This window comes from Amycolatopsis sp. NPDC059021 (assembly GCF_042739895.1).
GTDB lineage: Bacteria > Actinomycetota > Actinomycetes > Mycobacteriales > Pseudonocardiaceae > Amycolatopsis.
Genome location: NZ_JBHYIQ010000036.1, coordinates 27,578 through 46,537, shown reverse-complemented (window position 1 = coordinate 46,537; position 18,960 = coordinate 27,578). Strand labels below are relative to the sequence as shown.

The window sequence follows — 18,960 nt, the reverse complement described above, 5'->3', positions numbered from 1 at the left end:
CCTCGGGTGTTGACGTTGACGTCGTCGAGGGTGGGGGTGGGGTGGTTTCGCCGGCCAAGGACCATTGCTACATCACAAACGACCCCAACGTTGTTTTCGCGACAAGGGACGTGACACCCAGGGCTGCCGTGCCCATGTCCTGAACGACGCGTTCGAGACGTTCACCGTCGCCAACGGAGCGTTCAGGACACCGCGGTGGATCCAGATCGCACCGGTAGCCATGCTCCGCGCTTCGCGATGACGGTTCCCTTCACACCATGTTAGTCCTTTATAGACACTGAGGGACTGAAGGGAACTTTCAGTGCGCTCAGCGCTGTGAAGGCGCCCTTCACAGCGCTCGGCAGGGTGCGTCGGGGGCACCCAAGGCGTCCCTCGGAGCGGCGGCGTCAGCCCGCGAGGGTCACCGAGCCGAGGTGTGAGAAGTGCGCCGCCACCCGGGAACCGGGGCGCACCTCGACCGCGTCGGTCATCCCGCCGGTCAGCACCAGCCAGCCCGCCTCCAGCGCCAGGCCACGTTCGCCGAGGGCGTTGGCCGCCAGCGCCAGTGCCTGCGCGGGATGCCCCTGGACGGCGGCTCCGGTGGCGGTGTCGACGATCTGGCCGTCGACCTCCACCAGGGCTGCCTCCAGCGATAGATCCACTGTGGACGGATCGAGGCCGACGGGTCCGAGGCCGAAGTAGGCCGAGGAGGCGTTGTCCGCCACCACGTCCGGCAGTTGGAAGCGGAAGTCGCGGTAGCGGCTGTCGATGATCTCGATGCCGCCGTACACCGTGGACACGGCGTCCAGCGCGCTCGCGGCCGTCACCCCCGGGCCGGCCAGTCGCTTGCCCAGCACGAAGACGAGTTCCGGTTCGGCGCGGGGATGGATCAGCTTGGCCCGCGGCACCGGCTCGCCCGCCGGGAGCACCATCGCGTCGGTGAGCCAGCCCAGCAACGGCGAATCGATGCCCATCCGCTGTTGTTTGGCCCGCGACGTCAGCCCGAGCTTGACGCCGATCAGCGCCTCCCCTCTGGCACGCCGCAGGCGCAAGGACTCGTCCTGGACGGCGTAAGCCGTGCTCAGGTCGAACTCCGGCCAGGTGTCGGTCAGCGGCTCCCGGTCGGCGACCGCGTCGGCCGCCGCCAGCAGGAGTTCCGCGGCGGTGCTCACTCCGAGACTCATCAGGCTTCTTCCTCCTCGGAGAAGACAGCGGTGACACTGCCCAGCCCCGCGATCGTCGCGACCACCGTGCCTCCGGGACGGACCGGGATGGCTCGCGTCATCGAGCCCGGCAGCACGACGTGGCCGGGTTCGAGCGTCACCCCGAGCGGGCCCACCGTGTTGGCGAGCCACACCAGCGCGTTGATCGGGGAACCCAGCACGGCACCTCCGGCGCCGGTGGCCGCGAGTTCGCCGTCCGCGTGCAGGACGCATCCGGCGAGCCGCAGGTCGACGTCGCCGAGCGCGGTCGGCCTGCTGCCCAGGACCACCCCGCCGGACGAGGCGTTGTCGGAGATCGTGTCCACCAGCGAGATCTGCCAGTCCCGGATCCGCGAATCGACGATCTCCAGCGCCGGCAGCACGAAATCGACCGCACGCACGGCGTCGGCGACGGTGACGCCGGGTCCGCGCAGCGCGGAGCCGAGCACGAACGCGACCTCGGGCTCGACCTTCGGCTGCAGGAAGCGCCCGATCGGGATCGGCTGGTGCTCCAGGTGGAACATCGTGCCGGTGAGGTGACCGTAGTCGGGCTGGTCGACGCCCATCTGACGCTGCATGGCGGCCGAGGCGAGGCCGACCTTGTGCCCGCGCACGACGTCGCCGCGTTCGACCCAGTGCCGCACCACCCGCTGCTGGATCCGGTAGGCGTCCTCCACGGTCGCCTCGGGGTAGCTCGTCACGAGCGGTTCGATCGGCTTCCGCGTCTCGTAGGCGCTCAGCAGGCTGGTGGCGGCTTCTTGCAGCGCATGTGCGTCCATGGGGTCCTTCCGACACGCGAACTCTGCCGCGCGGGAGGAGACCAGACAAGACCCTCGTTCCACTGAGCAGAACAAAAACCTCTCGCGAGACAATCTCTTGTGCGCGAGACATTATCGGCGTACCGTCGTCCGTACCGAGAGAAAGGACGTGGTCACCGTGGCACTGCCCGAAGCCGAGGTCGCGAAGCTCGCCGAAGTCCGGGACGACCTCCGCGAACGTCATCTCCACCCGGCGGCGGAACGGCCCGCCACCATCGGGCGCGGCATCCACCACACCGCGCTGATCTCCAGCGACGTCGAGCGGACGATCACCTTCTATCAGGACGTCCTGGGCTTTCCGCTGACCGAGCTGTTCGAGAACCGCGACTACCCCGGGTCCAGCCACTTCTTCTTCGACGTCGGGAACGGGAACGCGGTCGCGTTCTTCGACCTGCCCGGCCTCGACCTCGGCCCGTACGCCGAGGTGCTCGGCGGCCTGCACCACCTCGCGCTGTCCGTGACGCCCGAACACTGGGAAGCCGCACGCAAGCGGCTCGACGAGGCCGGAGTCGCCTACCAGGTGGAGAGCGAGAACTCGATCTACCTGCCCGACCCCGACGGCGTCCGGCTCGAACTCATCTCCGACCCGCTCGGCGAGATGTACGGCGAAAAAATCGGCTGAACTGTGGTTTCGGGCCCCCGCGGCGCCTAGCCTTTCCGCCAACCGACGTGGGGGGGTCCGATGTCCGAGTGGTCGCAGTCCCTGGCGAAGGCACGGCTCGATCGCCGCGAGCAGCTCGACGAGCTCGTCGCGCGTAGCCGGTTCGAGGTGCGCCTGCATCTCAACGAGCCGGTGCCGAACGGCAGTTATGACGAACTCGCCGACATCTTCGCGATCGGGCACGCGGAATGCGCGGCACTGCTGGCGCATCGACGCGTCCTGCCACGCTGGGAACGCGCGCTGCTGGCCCGCTACACCCGCCGCGTCCACGGCAAGGCGATCACCCGCAGCGTCGGTGCCGTTCCCGCGGAAGCCCGATCCGGCGCGGCGAGGGCGTTCGGGGCGGAGATCGCGGCGTTGACCCCGGCCTCCGGGGACACCGGCGCGAAGTACGACCTGCAGGGCCGCGGCCTGCTCACCGTGTTCCGGCTCGCCGTGGGCGCCCGCGGCGAGATCTGGCCGGACCGGCACGAGGTCGCGACGACCTCGGCCCGCAACTTCCTGACCTGCGCGGCGACGTTCGCCCGGCGGAAGCCGTGGCACGTGCTGTGGCCGGTGTACCGGGTTCGCGGGCTCCGGCTGTGGAAGCTGTGACGGAATGCCGTCGCGTGGTTGAGCGTTCCACCGGTATGAAGCCAGAGGAAATCCTCGCGAGCGCGAACACGATCGCGGTCGTCGGCCTGAGCCGGGATCCGGCGAAGGAAGCACACGCCGTGCCCGCGGTGTTGCAGGCACACGGTTTCCGGATCATCCCGGTACACCCGTCCGCCGACGAACTGCTCGGCGAGAAGGTCTACCGGTCGCTGGCGGACATCCCCGAGCCGGTCGATCTGGTCGACGTGTTCCGGCCCGCCGCCGAAGCCCCGGGCATCGCCGAACAGGCCGTCGCCATCGGCGCGAAAGCCCTGTGGCTCCAGCAGGGGATCGTCTCCGCCGAGGCACGCCGCATCGCCGAAGAGGCCGGTCTCGAATACGTCGAGGACCGCTGCACCGCCGTCGTCCGCGCCGTCGCGAGCATTTCCCAAAACGCCTCAGGTTGACACCCCCGCGGCCGCCGGGTACGCCATGATGTTTTCGTGCGGAATCGAAACCGGGCGCGCATCCGGAAGCGAAACTGGGTTTTCGCCTGCGGAGCCCTCGTATTCTGTGGCCTGATCGGGTGGGCTTTTCACGCGGACGCGACCGGCCGTGGTCAATTCGCCGTCGCTCTCATCGCACTGGCGTTCGGCACGGTCGTCCCGACGGTGACCGTCTTCGACCGGATGACCAAGGCGGCCGAGGATCCGGACACGGCGGAACTGGACCGTCTCGCCGCCAAGGTCGCCCGCGCCGCGACCAACGAATCACGGCGCAGTGCGAGGAGTCGCGGGCTTCAGAGACCGCCGTTGAGTGTCCGATGGCAACTCTTCGCCGAACCGGGCGCCGGACGAGACTCGGAAGCGCTCTTGAACAGGGACGGTGACTATCGTGACCTGTACAAGATTTATGAGCGACTGGGCGATCGGCGGCTGATCATCGTCGGTGAGCCGGGGGCGGGAAAGAGTTCCGCCGCCATCCTGTTGCTCCTGGATGTCCTGGAGCACGGAAACAAAGCGAACCCGGACGACGTCCGCAAGATCCCTGTCCCGGTCATTCTCACGATGCGCGGCTGGCGGAGTACCACTCAGCTGGAAGAGTGGTTGATCGGCAAGATCACCGAACTCCCGCGGGTGGGAAACCTCAGCCGCCGGCAGGCCGCCGCACTGCTCGAAAACGACCGGATCGCGGTGTTCCTCGACGGGCTCGACGAAATGCCCGAAAACCATCGGAGCGCGGCCCTCGAAGCGCTGGACGAGACCACCTTCCGGCTCGTGCTGCTGTCTCGCACCGGCGAACTGAAAGAGGCGGCCGAGAACGGCGTGCTCAGGAACGCCATCGCGCTGGAACTCCAGCCGCTGGAGGCAGAAGTCGTGGCCGCCTACCTCCGCGCCTACATCCAGGACCCCTTACGTCCTGTGCCCACCGCGTGGAAGAAGGTGATCGCGAAGGTCGAAAAACATCCTCGCAGCCGTCTCGCCCAAGCCCTCGACACGCCACTGAACGTCGCCTTCCTCCTTGACGTCTATCACCTCGGCGACCCCGTCGACGAGCTTCTCGACGGAAAGACCTTCCGGAAACCCGAAGACATCCGAAATCATCTCTTCGGCAAGGCGACCACCCTCGTCTGCGAGGCTCGCCCTGGCGGATATGCCCCGGAAACCGTCCGCACCGCCCTGACCACTCTCGCCCGCAGACTCAAGCAGGACGGCGCCCACGATCTCGACTGGTGGCGGCTCCCGGACTGGGTCCCGAACACACCGCGCATTGTCCTCAACGCCGTTCTCGGCGCGGCGCTCGGCGGTGTGTTCGGCCTGCTGTGGGGACTCCATGTACCTGGGCGCGCACGGAATCATGTACGGATACCCGGCCCCGCTGTCCGCCTGGCTCGTGGGCGGGCTCGTCTACGGCCCGGCGTTCGGGACCATCGGGGGGGGCTCGTGATCGCCGCCTTCGGCGGGAGAAAGCACGCCCGTCGCCCGCCCCGGGTATGGCGGCATCTCGTGTCGCCGCAACTGCCCGAATTCAAGCTGACGGTCGCGCTGGTGGCGGGCACGGCGGCCGGAGTTCCGCCTGGCGGCGACCTCGGGCTCGCCGGCGGGACGCTTGTCGGCGTCGCCGTCGCGCTCGCGGCCGGGCTCGCCGCGCACTTCACCACCACGGACACCGCCGGACCGGCGGACGCCTGGTGGACGGATCTTTCGTCCTCGCTCAAGACCGGGCTCGTGTTCGGCGTCGTGGTCGGTCTCGCCACCGGCACGGCGATGGTGCTGCTGCGGTCCGCCAACACCGGCTGGTTCCTGTTCGGTCCGGTACTGGGTATCCCGCTGGGGATCGCCGCCGGACTGGCGAACTCGCGGGTCTGGGCCGCGGCCGTCGCCCAGTTGTACTTGGCCGCGCGAGACGGGACACCGCTGCGGCTCGTCCGCTTCCTCGGCGAGGTCGAAGCGCACCGCCCGTACCTGCTCCGCATCGCGGCACGGAGTTACCAGTTCAGGCACGCCAACCTGCGCGACTGGCTCGCCGCGCAGGACCGGAAGGGTGCCACGCCACCAGCCGCGCGACCCGGAAAGTAAAGCGGGCACATGGCATGCGCCGCGGGCTGGCGGGCAAGCTCGGCGCAGGGTTGTAGCGGGCCGCGACCTGAGCCTGACTTGGCTTGGAAATCGTTGCGAGATAACGGAGATCGGCATTATCACGCGGCAAACCCATGGGCGGGTGGCGGAAGCGGAACGCCGAGTTCCGCGCGGTCGTAGTACGCCGTGGCCCTGGCGCCCATGGCCGGGTTCCGCCAGACGACCGAAAGTCGTCAGCCGCCAGGCCGCGCCGCCGGTTCGGCGATCGCCCTGCGCACGTCCGGCGGCAGGACCGTTCACGCAGGAACTCCGAAGTGGACGATGCGGTGGTTTCCGGCGTCCGCGACGAAGATCTGGCCTGCCGTATCGACGGCGACACCGAGCGGGGAACTCAGCGCGCCCGGCCCGTCCGTGCCGAAGTCGGCGCGACAGCGACCGGCGGCCCGGAACTGCGCGACCCCGCCGTAGCCGGGCATCACGACGTAGGCATCGCCACCCGCGTTCACCGCGACGTCGGCCGGGGTGGCCAGACCACCGGACGCGCCGATCGACGCGACCGCCCTGCCATCGGCCGAATACCGCACCACGGCGACGTTTCCGCTCGCCGCACGTCCATTGTGGACGACCCAGGCACCACCGGCGCCGTCGCTGGTGATGCCCTGCGGCGAGCTGACCTTTTCGGTGACATCGGCCAGCGCCGCACCCGTGCGGGTGTCGAACCGCGCGACACGCTGGTGCCCGGTGTCGGACACCCAGAGCCGGCCCGCGGTGTCGATCGCGACGCCGCGCGGGGTGTCCAGCTTGCCCGCACCGAACTCCCGGACGAACCCGCCCCACCACGAATACTCGACGACCCGGTTGTTCCCGGTGTCCGCGACGTAGATGTTGCCCGCACCGTCGAGCGCGACGGCCTGCGGAGACTTGAGCCGCCCGGCCAGCACCCGCACGAGTTTGCCGCCGCGGGTGAACGCCTGGACGCGGTCGTTGCCGGTGTCGGCGACCCACAGCTGGCCGCGGGTGTCGACCGCGATCCCGGCCGGGCTGCTGAACTGGCCGGGCCCGGCACCGGGCCGCCCGAACGCGTCGCGGAACACCGGCGGCGGAGTCTGCGGCGTCGCGCGGACACTGAACCGCACCGGATCGGCGAGCCAGGCGTAGCCGTCGTTCGCGAGGTAGAACGCGATGTAGTTGCCCGGCGCGAGCGACCCCGAGAAGAACGACACGGTCCCGCTCGCCAGCGGCGTGTACTCCCAGAGTGTCGAAGGTCCGACGTACCGCTGATCGACGGGCCCGTTGCCCGGATCGGCGTAGATCCCGACCCAGTTCTTCGGGGCCACCGTCGACGGCGGCGTCGAGTAGCTGAAGGTGATCCGCTCGACCGAGGAGGCGTCGCTGACCAGTGTCCCGGTTGGCACGGCCACAGCATCGCGCGGCAGGCGCCGCCAAGCCAGCGGCAGAAGTAGGTCGCCCGCGCGAGTTCAGGAACTGTTCCGTTCCGGCTCACCTAGTCCGCGGCCAGCCGGTAGCCGACGCCCCGCACGGTCTCGATCGTGTGCGTCCCGAACGGGGTGTCGATCTTGCGCCGCAGGTAGCCGACGTAGACCTCGACGACGTTCTCGTCGCCCTCGTAATGCGCGTCCCAGACGTGGTTCAGGATCTCGTTCTTGGTCAGCGCCGCGCCGGGGCGCCGCAGGAAGAACTCCAGCAGGCCGAACTCCCGCGCGGTCAGCTCGATCCGCTGCTGTCCCCTGTGGACGGTCCGGGCGGCGGGATCGAGCCGGAGGTCACCGGCGGCCAGCACGGCGGGGCGCGCGGGCGCGCCGCGACGCAGCAACGCCCGCAGCCGAGCCGTGAGCACCACGAAGGAGAACGGTTTGCTGAGGTAGTCGTCGGCGCCGAGATCGAACGCGTCCGCCTCGTCGTATTCGCCGTCCTTGGCGGTCAGCATCAGCACCGGGGTCCAGTTCCGCTGTGCCCGCAAGCGTTTCAGTACTTCGTAGCCGGACAGCTCGGGCAGCATGATGTCGAGGACGACGGCGTCGTAGTCGCCCTCGGTGGCCGACCAGAGGCCGTCCTTGCCGGTGTGCGCGACATCGACGGTGAAGCCCTCCGCGACCAGGCCCTTGCGCAACGTCTCGGCGAGCTCGCGCTCGTCCTCGACGATCAGCAGCCGCATCAGTCCTCCACGGGAAGGTCGATGTCCGCCGGAAGGTCTATCCGGGGCAGCTCGATCCGGAAATGCGCTCCAGGATAGTTCGGCTCGACCTCGCCGGCGTAGTACGCCCGGCCGCCGTGCCGGGCGGCGATCCCGGCCACGATCGAGAGCCCGAGCCCGGTGCCGCCGTGATAGCGCTGGCGGGACGCGTCGAGCCGGACGAACCGTTCGAAGATCCGTTCGCGGTCGGCGGGTGCCACGCCGGGCCCGTCGTCGCCGACCTCGATGACCGCGCGATCGCCGAGCACCGAGCTGCTCACCCGGATCCGCTCCTTCGCGTGCTCACGGGCGTTGTCGACCAGATTCCGCACGGCGCGGCGCAACTGCGCCTCGCTGCCGTGGACCTTGGCGGGCCAGGCCCTGACCTCGATTTCGAGGGCGCTTTCCCCGCGCACCCGCTCGGCCTCGGCCCGCACGATGTCGTCCATGTCGACCTCGGCGCGGGACGGCCGGTCGGTCGCGTCGTCGGTGCGCGCGAGCATCAGCAGGTCGTCGACCAGCTCGCGCAGCCGCGCCGTTTCGCGGGAGATCACCGGCACCAGTTCGTCGGTGCCCATGCTCTCCGGATGCCGGCTGGAGACGTCGAGCGCGGCGCTGATCGTGGACAGCGGCGAGCGCAGCTCGTGGCTCGCGTCGGCGACGAACCGGCGTTGCGCGGCCTGGGCCGAGCCGAGTCTGTCGAGCATCGAGTTCAGCGTCGCGGCCAGCCGGTGGACCTCGTCGCTGCCCGGCGGCAACGCCACCCGCGCGCTCAGATCCCGCGTCGAAACCTCCGCGACCGTGCGCCGCATCCGCTCGACCGGCTCCAGCGCCGAGCCGACCGACCGGTACACCGCGAGGCCCGAGATTCCCAGCAGCGGGAGCGCGATCAGGCCGAGCAGCAACGTCAACCGCGTCGATGCCTCCGTCACCGGCACCAGCGAGCGCGCGGAGATCACCGTGTACGGCCCACCGGGCCCGTTCACCAGCCGCGACACCGTCCGGTAGCTGCTGACGTCGCCGTGGATGCCGAGCGACCGCGTCTCCACGATCTCCTGGCCCGGCACCGGTCGCGCGTCCGTGATGGGCGGCTGGTCGGCGATGGCCGGATCACTCGTCGCGGGACGACCGCGCACGTCGAGGACCTGGGTGACGGCCTCGGCGTCGCCGGTCGCGGCGACGCCGGTGTCGCTCAGCCCGGCCGCGCCCACCTTCGCCAGCTGCCGCGCGACCTGGAGACCGGTGCTGCGCGCGCTCTCGGTGACGTTGCGGTCGAGCGAGTTTTCCAGCAACAGCACGACGAGCACCCCGGCCACGACCATGGCCAGCGCCAGGACGAACACGGCGACCGCCGTGGTGCGCATCCGCACGCCGGTCGCCGCGATCAGCCGTCCCGCTTTCACCAGGGCAGCGTAGACACCGCTACCCCGAAGGTTTCGCTCCTGGACCCCGGCGGAGATCAGGACCGGCGGCGTTTGGCCGCGGCGAACCGCTCGGCACGCAGCTTGTCGACCTCGGGCATGTCCAGCGGCTCGAGTTCGTGGCCGACCAGCCAGGTCAGCAGCAGATCGGCCAGCGCCGGGTTGCGCGCGAGCGCGGGCCCGTGCAGGTAGGTGCCGACGACGTGGCCGGTCACCGCGCCCTCGGTGCCGTCGCCGTTGCCGGTGCCCGACACGACCCGCCCGAGCGGGATGCTGCCTTCGCCGAGCTTCGTGCGGCCCTGGTGGTTCTCGAACCCGGTGAGCGCCTCCCCGCCGAGGATCGCGCCGCCCTCGGCGACCAGCTCGGACACCGCGCGCGGGGTGCCCGGCTCGCCGGGCTCGGTCACCACGTCGAGCAGGCCGAGGCCCTCGTGGTCGACGCCGTCGCTGCCGCGGAAGCGGGTGCCGAGCACCTGCAGACCGGCACAGATGGCGAGCACGATCGCGCCGTTCTCGACCGCCTTGCCCAGTCCGATGTGCTTGCGCAGGTGTTCGGTGGCCAGCGCCTGCGCGCCGTCCTCGCCGCCGCCGAGCAGGTAGATGTCGAGCCCGTGCGGCACCGGCTCGCCGAGCAGCACCGGGACGACCTCGGCGTCGTACCCTCGCCATTCGAGGCGCTTGCACAGGACGTGGGCGTTCCCGGAGTCGCCGTAGGTGCCGAGCACCTCCGGCAGGATCAGGCCGATTCGAGCGGTGGACATCGAACTCTTCTTCGCGGGCTCGGCGACGATCTGGCCGCGCCGATCACTGTCAGTTGTCATTCGGAAGCCTACCCAGAAGGTCACGGAACGCGGTGTAGTTCGCCACCAGGTCCACCCCACCGGGCCGCACCGCGTCGATCGCGGCGAGCGGGTCCGGCTGCATGGTGTAGTCGACCTCGGCGTAGCGCAGGCGCACCGCGAGGTCGGCGCAGCGCTCGCCCGCGGCGATCACCTTACGGCCCTTCAGTTCTTCGAAACGCACGTCCCACAGCCACGACATGTCGCGACCGTCGGCCTCGTGGGCGTTGACGACGACCACCACGGGCGAGTCCTTCTCCAGCACGTGCAGCGTCTCGGCCCAGCCCGCCGGGTTCTTCGCCAGCATCAGCCGCACGGAGTGCTCGCTGCGGCGGACCGTGCGGTAGCGGCCGCCGATGTCGGTGATGCTGTTCAGCCTGCCGGCGGCGGTGTGCGGCGAGACGCCGACGCAGCTCGCCGCGGCCAGTGCCATCGCCGCGTTCGAGCGGTTGGCGTCGCCCGGCAGCCGCAGGTCGAGGTCGACCGCCTTGCCCTCGGGCGTGTGCACCAGATCGCCTTCGAGCTGCCAGGCCGGGTCCGGCCGGACGAGCCCGCACTCGCTGCTCCACTGCCTGCCGTCCTGGACGATGGGGCCACCACAGCGCGGGCACGACGTCGAGTCGTCCGTCCAGCGCCGCACGGTGCCCACCCAGACCGGCTTCGCCGCGGCCGACGCGGCCGAGGTGACCAGCACGTCGTCGCAGTTGGCGACGACGTGGGTGTTCTCCATCTTGGCGATCGCCGCGCGCAGGTCGCGTTCGAGCGAGCGGACCTCGCCGACGCGGTCCAGCTGGTCGCGGGAGAGGTTGAGCAGGACGAGCACCGCCGGGTCGACCTGTTCGGCCACCCACGGGACGTAGGTCTCGTCGACCTCCAGGACGGCGTACGGGGCCGAGGGGCGCCGCGCGAGAGCGGAGAGCACGCCGTCGGGCATGTTCGCGCCCTCGCTGTTGTGGGCGACCTCGGCGAGGGCCTCGACGGAGCGGGCGAGCATCAGGGACGTCGTCGTCTTGCCGTTCGTGCCGGTGACCAGCAGGACGGTCCGCTCACGACCCAGCCGGCGCAGCGCCTGCGGGTCCAGTTTGAGCGTGACCCGTCCGCCGATCATTCCGCCACTGCCGAATCCGGATTTGCGTGAGAGCCACGCCGTCGCCCGGCCGGCAGCCACGGACGCACGCGTGCGTAGGGGGCTGCGAGCAGTCATCGGTTGCACCTTGCCCGTCATAAGCTGTGATTTTCCTGAGTACCTGATCGGGCTCTCTCACCGCCCTTCGTAAGTCAAGTTATCGATCGGAGGTTGAACCAGATGGACCACCCCTAAAGTCGGGTTGGCGGCCACTTCGTTAAGAGCCCTTCCCTACTAAACATCGGAGGTGTTACCGTCCGAACCCCGCTTAGCGGAACGAGTTTCCACTGACCGGGACCTCGGGCGTCCCTCGGAGGGCAACATGGAGCCGGACCGTGGAGTTGGCAAACACGGACTTGACCAGAGCGGCACACTCGAACGCGGGCTCGCGGTGCTCGAGCACGTCGGCCGCCATCAGGAGATTTCCACCAACGCGATCGCCCGGCAACTGGGCCTTTCGCGCAGCGCGACCTACCGCATCGTAGGGACGCTCAAGAATCTCGACTACCTCGAAGCGGATCAAGCCACCGGACGGGTCCGGCTCGGCACCCGGCTGGTCGAACTCGGGGCGCGGGCGATGGCCGCGACGGATCTGCACCGGTGCGCGCCGCGGTATCTCTCCGCGCTGGCCGAACGGTCCGGCGAAACGACCTATCTCGCGGTGCCGGACAACGACGCGATGGTCTACGTCGCCTCCGAACGCAGTGCGAGCGCGGTGACGCTGGCCTGCCGGCTGGGCACCCGGCGTCCGCAGCACGCGACGTCGCTGGGCAAGGCGTGGCTGGCCGCGCTGCCGGAAGCCGACCGGCTGGAGCGCGTCCGCCGCATGCGACTGGACAGTCTCACTCTGCGCACGATCGTCGATCCCGCGCGGCTGCTCGACGATCTCGCGCGAACGAGCCGGCGCGGCTGGGCCGTCGACGACGTCGAGAACGAACCGGACGTCGGCTGCGTCGCCGCGGCCGTGCGCGATCATTCGGGCAGGCCGATCGCGGCGATCAGCGTGGCCGGGCCCGCGGCGCGGGTGCTGCGCCGGGTCGAGGAACTCGGCGCCACGGTCGCGGGCACCGCGGCGGCGTTGTCCATGCGGCTGGGTTACGTCCGGGTTCCCCGGGGCTGACTCGTGAGCGAAGCTTGCGAGCGAACCATGGACATCATGCGCCAAAAGGGATCCAGCACTGTCTCGCGAAGCGAGTCGATCGCGTGAGCTGGCTCCAGGACTACCAGCCCGCGGGCGGGCTGTGGATTTCCGCGCTGCTCGCCGCGTTGCCGATCATCGTGCTGCTGGTGTCGCTGGGCGTCGTCCGTCTGTCGGCGCATCTTTCCGCGGCGCTCGCGCTGATCACCGCACTCGGCGTCGCGCTGCTGCTCTACCGGATGCCCGCCGGGCTGGCGTTCGACGCGGCGGCCATGGGGGTCGTGTTCGGCGTGTGGTCGGTGGCCTGGATCGCCTTCCACGCGGTGTATTTCCACAACGTCACCGTCGCGACCGGCCGTTTCGAGTCGATCAAACGCGCGCTTTCCGGGTTCAGTGAGGACCGGCGGTTGCAGGCGCTGCTGATCGCGTTCAGCTTCGGCGCGCTGCTCGAAGGCGTCGCAGGCGGTGGCTCGCCGATCGCGATCACCGCGGCGATGATGGCCGCGCTCGGCTTCCCGCCGGTCAAGGCCGTGGTGCTGGCGTTGCTGGCGAACACCGCGCCGGTCGCGTTCGGCGGGCTCGGGAATCCGCTGATCGTGCTCGGCAGGCTGACCGCGCCGATCATGCATCTCAAACCGGATCAGGCGACCGACGCGTTCTCGGCGATGGTCGGCCGTCAGGTGCCGTTTCTCGCGCTGATCATCCCGGCGTTTCTCGTCGTGGTGCTCGCGGGCTGGAAGCGCATGCTCGAGGTGTGGCCCGCGGTGGTGGCCTCGGGCGTCGCTTTCGCCGTGATGCAGTTCGTCGCCTCGAACTTCGTGAGCCCCAGTCTGGTCGACGTCCTCGCCGCGCTCGCCGCCATGGCCGCGTTGTGGATCCTCACCCGTTTCTGGCAGCCGAAAACGGTCTGGCGATTCGACGGCGAACCGGCGCGCGAGTCTCGCAGTGTCGGCGCGGCCGCCTCGTCCGGGCGCGGCGCGTTGTACGCGTGGACGCCGTACATCATCCTGATCCTGGCGATCTTCCTTTCCCGGATCGGGACGATCTTCAAGAACCTGCCGGTGTGGCTGGACCTGACCAAGCTGCTGCACAAAGCGGACTGGGTGTTCGCCTGGCCCGGTCTGCACAACCAGGTCGTGCAGCATCCGCCGATCACGCCGAAGAACAGTCCGTACGCCGCGACGCTCACCGTCGACTTCCTGTTCTCCCCCGGCACGGTCGCCTTGCTCGCGGCGGTGATCGCCGGGTTCGTGATGGGCGCGCGCCCGGAGAAACTGCTGCGCGCGTACCGGCAGACGCTGTATCAGATGCGCTGGGCGCTCGCGACGATCTTCATGATCCTCGCGATCGCGTTCGTCATGAACTACTCGGGAGCGACCCAAACACTCGGCCTCGCACTGGCCACCACCGGCGTGTTGTTCCCGATTTTCTCGGCGTACATCGGCTGGCTCGGCGTGTTCCTCACCGGCTCGGACGCCTCCACGAACAGTCTCTTCGGGCCGATGCAGGTGATCTCCGCGCAGCAACTGCATCTCGACCCGGTGCTGGCGGGCGCGACGAACACGTCGGGCGGCGTGATGGGCAAGATGATCTCCCCGCAGAACCTGTCCATCGGCGCGACCGCGATCGGGCAGAGCGGGAAGGAAGGATCGTTGCTGCGCCAGACCTTCCTGTGGTCACTGGCGTTGACGGCCGTGGTCGGGGTGCTCTCGTTGCTGCAGGCCACCGTGCTGAGCTTCATGATCCCGTCGCCTTAGAGGCGGGGGCGCCCGGGGCCGCGATGACGAGGGCCTCGCGTGACGGCGTGCTTGTCGCGAAAGACGCGTTCGCGGCATTGAACGTCCCCAACGCGTCGTTCGCGACGCCTGTAGTGCGGCCGAGCTGGGTCGAACGGCCCGTTCATGCGGCCAGAGGTGCCGAGGGACGCCTTCGGTGCGTTGGCTGCGACGAAGGGGGCCCTCGGTGCGTTCAGCGCACCAAGGGCGTCCCTCGGCACATCGGCCCGGCGGCGCCCAGGATGTCCCGAACGACGCGTTCGAGACGTTCTCCCGCACCAACGGCGCGTTCAGGACACCGCTGGATCACCGCCCGCGGTTCAATCCTCAACGCACCATTCACAACCTTCCGCCCCGCACGGAAACGTCAGCGCACGTCCACAGTTCACCGGGCCGTGCGCGATCCGGGAATTCGGTCACGGCTTTCGCGGCATCCGGCGAATTCGACGCGAATCCAAAGTGGACAGAAGGCGTCCACGTTGCTCTGTCCGGATGAACCGGGGAGGAAACCACGCGTGGGCGACCTACCGTAGAGGTCATGCCGATGACGTTGATCAAAGGAACGTTCCAGATCGTCGGGGCTTCACCGGACGGTGATTCGGTGCGGTTCTATCCGGACGACCCGCAGGCCACGAAGAAGGCCGGGCTCAAGGTCCGGCTGAATTCGCGGGGCGGGATGCAGTTGCGGCTCGACGCGATCGACGCGCTGGAGACGCATTACCGGCCGCAGGGGCACGGCGCGATGCTGCACCAGCCTGCCGAACTCGCCGACGCCGCGTCCGCCAGGCTGCTCGCCCTGCTCGGGTTCACCAAGGCCGAACGCGACGAGAACGGCACCGTCACCAGAGCGGTCCCGCCGAAGGTCACCGGCCACATCCTGACCCGGTTCGCCGACAAATACGGCCGCGCGGTCGCCTTCGCCTTTCCTGGTCAGCGCCCCGGCCGGTCGACGGATCTGAGCGATGTCCACCTCGACGTCAAGGCACTGAAGAACTCCGCCAATTACCAGCTGCTCGCCGAGGGACTCGTCTACCCGACGTTCTATTCGCTGCTCTACCCGGATCTCCGGCAGGCGCTTTCCGACGTGGCCGTCGCGGCGCGGGGTTCGGGCAGCGGGGTGTGGAAGCACGACGTGACGAATTCCGGGTTCCGGCTGCAGTCCCGCACGCAGCTGAGCACCGACCTGGTGATTCTGCCGAAACTGTTCCGCAGGCTCGTGGACTACCTGTCGATCGACGAGTCGGGTGGGGTGTCGCTGGCCGGGTTCTCGCACTATCTCAGCACGCGCAACGACCGGCTGTTCACCATCCCGGACGGACACGCGACGGAGTTCGAGACGCTTGTTTCGGTGCGCCGCCAGACGCTTCAGCTCACCGTCGAACCGGAACGGATCGTCTTCATCGAAGCGTGAGGTTCAGCCCTGATCGGCTGCCCGGTTGAGCAGCAGCGCGCGTTCCCGCGCGTTGCCGGTCATCTCGGCGGCGCGCTCGAATTCGGCACGCGCGTCGGCATGTCTGCCCAGTTTCGCCAGGAGGTCTCCCCGCGCACTCGGCAGCAGGTGGTATCCCTTCAACGCGGGCTCGTCGACCAGCCGGTCCACCAGGTCCAGTCCGGCTTGCGGTCCATAGGCCATGGAGACGGCGACGGCGCGGTTCAGCTCCACGACCGGTGACGGCCGCAACCGCGCCAAACCCGCGTACAGCACCGAAATCCGGACCCAGTCGGTCTGTTCCGGCGTGCGTGCCCTGGCGTGACACGCCGCGATCGCCGCCTGCGCCGCGTACGGGCCGTACGCACCCTCGGCCAGTTCCTCGGCGCGGGTGAGCGCGTCCAGACCACGACGGATCAGCAGCTGATTCCACCGCGAACGGTCCTGATCGAGCAGGAGGATCGGGTCGCCGTCCGCGTCGGTCCTGGCGGCGTTCCGCGACGCCTGGAGTTCGACCAGCGCCGCGAGCCCGTGCACCTCGGGCTCGTTCGGCATCAGACCGGACAGCACCCGCGCGAGCCGTTGCGCCTCCTCGCACAACGCGGGACGCATCCAGTCATCGCCGCGCGTCGCCGAATAGCCCTCGTTGAAGATCAGGTAGATGACTTCGAGCACCGAGGACAGCCGGTTGATCCGCTCCTCGCCCTCGGGGACTTCGAACGGGACGTTGGCCTCCGCGAGCGAACGCTTCGCGCGCACGATCCGCTGCGCGATCGTCGATTCCTTGACCAGGAACGCCCGCGCGATCTCGTCGGTGGTGAGGCCGCCGAGCATCCGCAACGTCAGCGCGACGCGCGCCCCGGTGTTCAGCACCGGGTGACACGCGGTGAAGACGAGCCGCAGCAGATCGTCCTCGATGCGGTCGTCGAGCACGGCGTCGAAGTCCGGCAGGACGCCCTCGCCGAGCTGTTGTTCGCGGCCCAGCTCGTCGAGTTTCCGCTCGAAACGTTCGTTGCGGCGGAACAGATCGATGGCGCGCCGCTTCGCCGTGGTCATCAGCCACGCGCCGGGATTGCGCGGGACGCCCTCGTCCGGCCACTGTTCCATGGCCGCGACCAGGGCGTCCTGCGCGAGTTCCTCGGCGAGGCCGACGTCGCGGACCATCCGCGCGAGCCCCGCGATGAGCCGCGCCGACTCGATCCGCCACACCGCCTCGATCGCTCCGCGAGCATCGGTTGCCGTTGCCGTCACGACGCCATAAGACAGCGTCGCCGCGGCCAAGGCAAGCGGGTCAGAACTCCGCGATCGGCCGGATCTCGATCTCCCCGTCCCTGCCCTCGGGGTTCGGCACCCGCTTCACCAACTCGACCACCTCGGCCATCGAGTCCGCCCGCAAGATCCAAAACCCGGCGATCAGTTCCTTGGTCTCGGCGAACGGGCCGTCCGTCACCTGGGGCTCGGCGTCACCGGCGAAGAACACCCTGGCGCCTTCGACGGTGGGTTGCAGTCCCTCGGCGAGCTCCAGCATCCCGGAGCGGGCGAGTTCCTCGTTGAACTCGGTCATCGTCGCGAGTTCCTCGGTCGTGGGCAGCCTGCCCGCCTCGACCTCCGGATCGCCCTTGACCAGCACCGCGAATCGCATGCCGTTACCGCTGCTCGGTCGCCGCGCGGAGCCGCTCCTCGGCTTCGCGGATCTCCGGCGTCATGTTCTCGCCGAAGTCCTCAGGCTCGGCAACGCGCCGGATCTCGATCGTGTGGTGGGCACCGTCGGTGTTCGGCACCCGCTTGACCCACTCGACGACCTCTTCCTTCGACCGCACCTGGAGGATCCAGAAGCCCGCGATCAGCTCCTTGGTCTCGGCGAACGGACCGTCGATGACCTGCGGTTCCTCGTTACCCGAGAACCGCACCCGCACGCCTTCCGAGCTGGCGGTCAGCCCTTCCCCGGCGAGCATGACGCCCGCCTTCACCAGCTCCTCGTTGAACTTGCCCATCTCGGTGAGCAGCTCGGTGCTGGGCAGCTGGCCCGCTTCGGACTCCTCGGACGCCTTCATGATCACCATGAACCGCATGGGGTTACTCCTCTAAGTCGTTCTGGTCTTTCCTGCTTCACCAACGCGTCGAACGGGCGGGCGCGGGATCGACACGGCGGCTGAACTTTTTTCCACCCAGTTCGCCGGGCACGAAACTAGCAGGTCAGGCACCGGGGAACGGACAAAACTCACCCGGGTGGGAGAATCCGTGACCGTGGCGGCACTCCCCGAAGATCTCCGGTCGGCGCTCGACGGCGAACTCTCCCGGTATCCCCAGCAGCGGCTCGCGCAGTCCGTCGAGCGGCTCAGCGCGCGTTACCGGCAGGGCGGCGCCGCGAGCGCGCCGATCCTCGCCTCCGATGTCGACGTCGCCGCGTACGCCGGGTACCGGATGCCCGCGACGTACGCGGCTGTTCACGCGGCACTCGCGGCCACGGCCGCCCGCACTCCGGACTTCGCGCCGCGTACGCATATGGACGTCGGCGGCGGGACCGGGGCAGCCGTCTGGGCTGCCGCTTCCGTCTGGCCGTCCCTGGAGAAGGCGACGGTGATCGAGCAGGTTCCGGCCGCGATCACGCTCGGCACCCGGCTCGTCGCGCAGGCGGGTTCGGCGTCGGTGCGGACGGCGGAGTGGCGGCGCGGACTGATCGATCCCGGGTCACCGCCGCCAGAGGCCGACCTGGTCACGCTGTCCTATGTACTCGGTGAACTCCCGGACCGGATCCGCGAAGACGTCGTCCGGTGGCTGGCGGCGAAGGCGCGGACGGTCGTGCTGATCGAGCCGGGGACGCCGGCCGGATTCGAGCGGATCCGCGCCGCGCGGGACGTTCTTTCGGCGTCCGGCGCGCACCTGATCGCGCCGTGCCCGCACGAACACGGCTGCCCGATCGCTCCCGGCGAGGACTGGTGCCATTTCTCGGCGCGGCTGTCCCGAACCGGCCTGCACCGCCAGCTCAAGTCCGGCACGCTCGGCTTCGAGGACGAGAAGTTCTCGTACGTCGCCGCGTCGCCGGAGGCCGCGAAGCTGCCCGAAGCGCGGATCGTGCGACACCCGCGCAAACGCAAGGGGCTCGTCGTGCTCGACTTGTGTACTGCCGGGGCGACGCTGACCGAGACGACGGTTTCCAAGCGCCACGGCGATCTCTACCGTGCCGCGCGCGACGTCGAATGGGGCGACGCCTGGCCGGGCTGAT

General features: G+C 69.3%; 18 protein-coding genes. 8 read left to right on the top strand and 10 right to left on the bottom strand.

Annotation, left to right across the window (positions count from 1 at the left end):
• Nucleotides 1–386: 386 nt before the first annotated feature.
• Together ACFWX1_RS21935 and ACFWX1_RS21930 are read right to left on the bottom strand one after the other, a co-directional pair.
• Nucleotides 387–1,163, bottom strand: a complete 777-nt coding sequence (locus ACFWX1_RS21935; protein ID WP_378390019.1) for a 2-keto-4-pentenoate hydratase — start codon at nucleotides 1,161–1,163, stop codon at nucleotides 387–389.
• Complete coding sequence (locus ACFWX1_RS21930; protein WP_378390017.1) at nucleotides 1,163–1,960, bottom strand: 2-keto-4-pentenoate hydratase; 798 nt, start codon at nucleotides 1,958–1,960, stop codon at nucleotides 1,163–1,165. Before ACFWX1_RS21930 ends, ACFWX1_RS21935 begins: the two co-directional genes overlap by 1 nt.
• Before the next feature lie 157 nt (nucleotides 1,961–2,117).
• On the opposite strand from ACFWX1_RS21930, the gene ACFWX1_RS21925 reads away from it, so the two are divergent.
• From ACFWX1_RS21925 to ACFWX1_RS21910, 4 genes are read left to right on the top strand one after another with little or no spacing between them, the layout of a single operon-like run.
• Nucleotides 2,118–2,621 (top strand): VOC family protein, encoded by a 504-nt coding sequence (locus tag ACFWX1_RS21925; RefSeq protein WP_378390015.1) that lies wholly within the window; start codon nucleotides 2,118–2,120, stop codon nucleotides 2,619–2,621.
• 60 nt (nucleotides 2,622–2,681) lie between these two features.
• The gene (locus ACFWX1_RS21920; protein WP_378390013.1) at nucleotides 2,682–3,254 is read left to right on the top strand and encodes a hypothetical protein; all 573 of its coding nucleotides are present in this window, start codon (nucleotides 2,682–2,684) and stop codon (nucleotides 3,252–3,254) included.
• A 35-nt stretch (nucleotides 3,255–3,289) separates the two neighbouring features.
• A complete protein-coding gene (locus tag ACFWX1_RS21915; protein WP_378390011.1) occupies nucleotides 3,290–3,700 on the top strand; it encodes a CoA-binding protein in 411 nt (136 codons plus the stop codon).
• A gap of 36 nt (nucleotides 3,701–3,736) precedes the next feature.
• Nucleotides 3,737–5,812 (top strand): NACHT domain-containing protein, encoded by a 2,076-nt coding sequence (locus ACFWX1_RS21910; protein WP_378390009.1) that lies wholly within the window; start codon nucleotides 3,737–3,739, stop codon nucleotides 5,810–5,812.
• A 296-nt stretch (nucleotides 5,813–6,108) separates the two neighbouring features.
• Here ACFWX1_RS21910 and ACFWX1_RS21905 read toward each other — a convergent pair whose 3' ends face one another.
• The 5 genes from ACFWX1_RS21905 to ACFWX1_RS21885 all read right to left on the bottom strand — a co-directional run bounded on the left by ACFWX1_RS21905 (nucleotide 6,109) and on the right by ACFWX1_RS21885 (nucleotide 11,470).
• Nucleotides 6,109–7,227, bottom strand: coding sequence for a hypothetical protein (locus ACFWX1_RS21905; RefSeq protein WP_378390007.1), 1,119 nt, complete (start codon nucleotides 7,225–7,227; stop codon nucleotides 6,109–6,111).
• 89 nt (nucleotides 7,228–7,316) lie between these two features.
• On the bottom strand, nucleotides 7,317–7,988 hold the full coding sequence (locus tag ACFWX1_RS21900) for a response regulator transcription factor (RefSeq protein ID WP_378390005.1): 672 nt from the start codon (nucleotides 7,986–7,988) through the stop codon (nucleotides 7,317–7,319).
• Nucleotides 7,988–9,409: an ATP-binding protein gene (locus tag ACFWX1_RS21895; protein ID WP_378390003.1), complete on the bottom strand. Its 1,422-nt coding sequence runs from the start codon at nucleotides 9,407–9,409 to the stop codon at nucleotides 7,988–7,990. The genes ACFWX1_RS21900 and ACFWX1_RS21895 overlap by 1 nt, the downstream gene beginning before the upstream one ends.
• Before the next feature lie 56 nt (nucleotides 9,410–9,465).
• Nucleotides 9,466–10,188, bottom strand: a complete 723-nt coding sequence (locus ACFWX1_RS21890) for a type 1 glutamine amidotransferase (RefSeq protein ID WP_378390089.1) — start codon at nucleotides 10,186–10,188, stop codon at nucleotides 9,466–9,468.
• A gap of 49 nt (nucleotides 10,189–10,237) precedes the next feature.
• Nucleotides 10,238–11,470 carry a MurT ligase domain-containing protein gene (locus ACFWX1_RS21885; RefSeq protein ID WP_378390001.1) on the bottom strand — a complete coding sequence of 411 codons (1,233 nt, stop codon included), beginning with the start codon at nucleotides 11,468–11,470 and terminating at the stop codon, nucleotides 10,238–10,240.
• 244 nt (nucleotides 11,471–11,714) lie between these two features.
• On the opposite strand from ACFWX1_RS21885, the gene ACFWX1_RS21880 reads away from it, so the two are divergent.
• The 3 genes from ACFWX1_RS21880 (at nucleotide 11,715) to ACFWX1_RS21870 (ending at nucleotide 15,716) form a co-directional block, all read left to right on the top strand.
• Nucleotides 11,715–12,512: an IclR family transcriptional regulator gene (locus ACFWX1_RS21880; RefSeq protein WP_378390000.1), complete on the top strand. Its 798-nt coding sequence runs from the start codon at nucleotides 11,715–11,717 to the stop codon at nucleotides 12,510–12,512.
• Between the two features lie 83 nt (nucleotides 12,513–12,595).
• Nucleotides 12,596–14,287 carry an L-lactate permease gene (locus ACFWX1_RS21875; protein ID WP_378389998.1) on the top strand — a complete coding sequence of 564 codons (1,692 nt, stop codon included), beginning with the start codon at nucleotides 12,596–12,598 and terminating at the stop codon, nucleotides 14,285–14,287.
• Nucleotides 14,288–14,843: 556 nt separating this feature from the next.
• Nucleotides 14,844–15,716, top strand: a complete 873-nt coding sequence (locus ACFWX1_RS21870) for a nuclease (RefSeq protein ID WP_378389996.1) — start codon at nucleotides 14,844–14,846, stop codon at nucleotides 15,714–15,716.
• A gap of 3 nt (nucleotides 15,717–15,719) precedes the next feature.
• Here ACFWX1_RS21870 and ACFWX1_RS21865 read toward each other — a convergent pair whose 3' ends face one another.
• From ACFWX1_RS21865 to ACFWX1_RS21855, 3 genes are read right to left on the bottom strand one after another with little or no spacing between them, the layout of a single operon-like run.
• Nucleotides 15,720–16,985: an RNA polymerase sigma factor gene (locus tag ACFWX1_RS21865; RefSeq protein WP_378389994.1), complete on the bottom strand. Its 1,266-nt coding sequence runs from the start codon at nucleotides 16,983–16,985 to the stop codon at nucleotides 15,720–15,722.
• Nucleotides 16,986–17,025: 40 nt separating this feature from the next.
• Nucleotides 17,026–17,376: a YciI family protein gene (locus ACFWX1_RS21860; protein ID WP_378328878.1), complete on the bottom strand. Its 351-nt coding sequence runs from the start codon at nucleotides 17,374–17,376 to the stop codon at nucleotides 17,026–17,028.
• Nucleotides 17,377–17,380: 4 nt separating this feature from the next.
• Nucleotides 17,381–17,806, bottom strand: a complete 426-nt coding sequence (locus tag ACFWX1_RS21855; protein ID WP_378389992.1) for a YciI family protein — start codon at nucleotides 17,804–17,806, stop codon at nucleotides 17,381–17,383.
• Between the two features lie 175 nt (nucleotides 17,807–17,981).
• Between ACFWX1_RS21855 and ACFWX1_RS21850 the strand changes: the two genes are divergently transcribed.
• The gene (locus ACFWX1_RS21850; protein ID WP_378390087.1) at nucleotides 17,982–18,959 is read left to right on the top strand and encodes a small ribosomal subunit Rsm22 family protein; all 978 of its coding nucleotides are present in this window, start codon (nucleotides 17,982–17,984) and stop codon (nucleotides 18,957–18,959) included.
• Nucleotide 18,960 lies beyond the last annotated feature (1 nt).

Bases quoted from the DNA above. Each gene is read 5' to 3' on its own strand.
- ACFWX1_RS21930 (WP_378390017.1), bottom strand. From the start codon at position 1,960: ATGGACGCACATGCGCTGCAAGAAGCCGCCACCAGCCTGCTGAGCGCC.
- ACFWX1_RS21900 (WP_378390005.1), bottom strand. From the start codon at position 7,988: ATGCGGCTGCTGATCGTCGAGGACGAGCGCGAGCTCGCCGAGACGTTG.
- ACFWX1_RS21935 (WP_378390019.1), bottom strand. From the start codon at position 1,163: ATGAGTCTCGGAGTGAGCACCGCCGCGGAACTCCTGCTGGCGGCGGCC.
- ACFWX1_RS21885 (WP_378390001.1), bottom strand. From the start codon at position 11,470: ATGACTGCTCGCAGCCCCCTACGCACGCGTGCGTCCGTGGCTGCCGGC.
- ACFWX1_RS21860 (WP_378328878.1), bottom strand. From the start codon at position 17,376: ATGCGATTCGCGGTGCTGGTCAAGGGCGATCCGGAGGTCGAGGCGGGC.
- ACFWX1_RS21915 (WP_378390011.1), top strand. From the start codon at position 3,290: ATGAAGCCAGAGGAAATCCTCGCGAGCGCGAACACGATCGCGGTCGTC.
- ACFWX1_RS21870 (WP_378389996.1), top strand. From the start codon at position 14,844: ATGCCGATGACGTTGATCAAAGGAACGTTCCAGATCGTCGGGGCTTCA.
- ACFWX1_RS21880 (WP_378390000.1), top strand. From the start codon at position 11,715: ATGGAGCCGGACCGTGGAGTTGGCAAACACGGACTTGACCAGAGCGGC.
- ACFWX1_RS21890 (WP_378390089.1), bottom strand. From the start codon at position 10,188: ATGTCCACCGCTCGAATCGGCCTGATCCTGCCGGAGGTGCTCGGCACC.
- ACFWX1_RS21855 (WP_378389992.1), bottom strand. From the start codon at position 17,806: ATGCGGTTCATGGTGATCATGAAGGCGTCCGAGGAGTCCGAAGCGGGC.
- ACFWX1_RS21920 (WP_378390013.1), top strand. From the start codon at position 2,682: ATGTCCGAGTGGTCGCAGTCCCTGGCGAAGGCACGGCTCGATCGCCGC.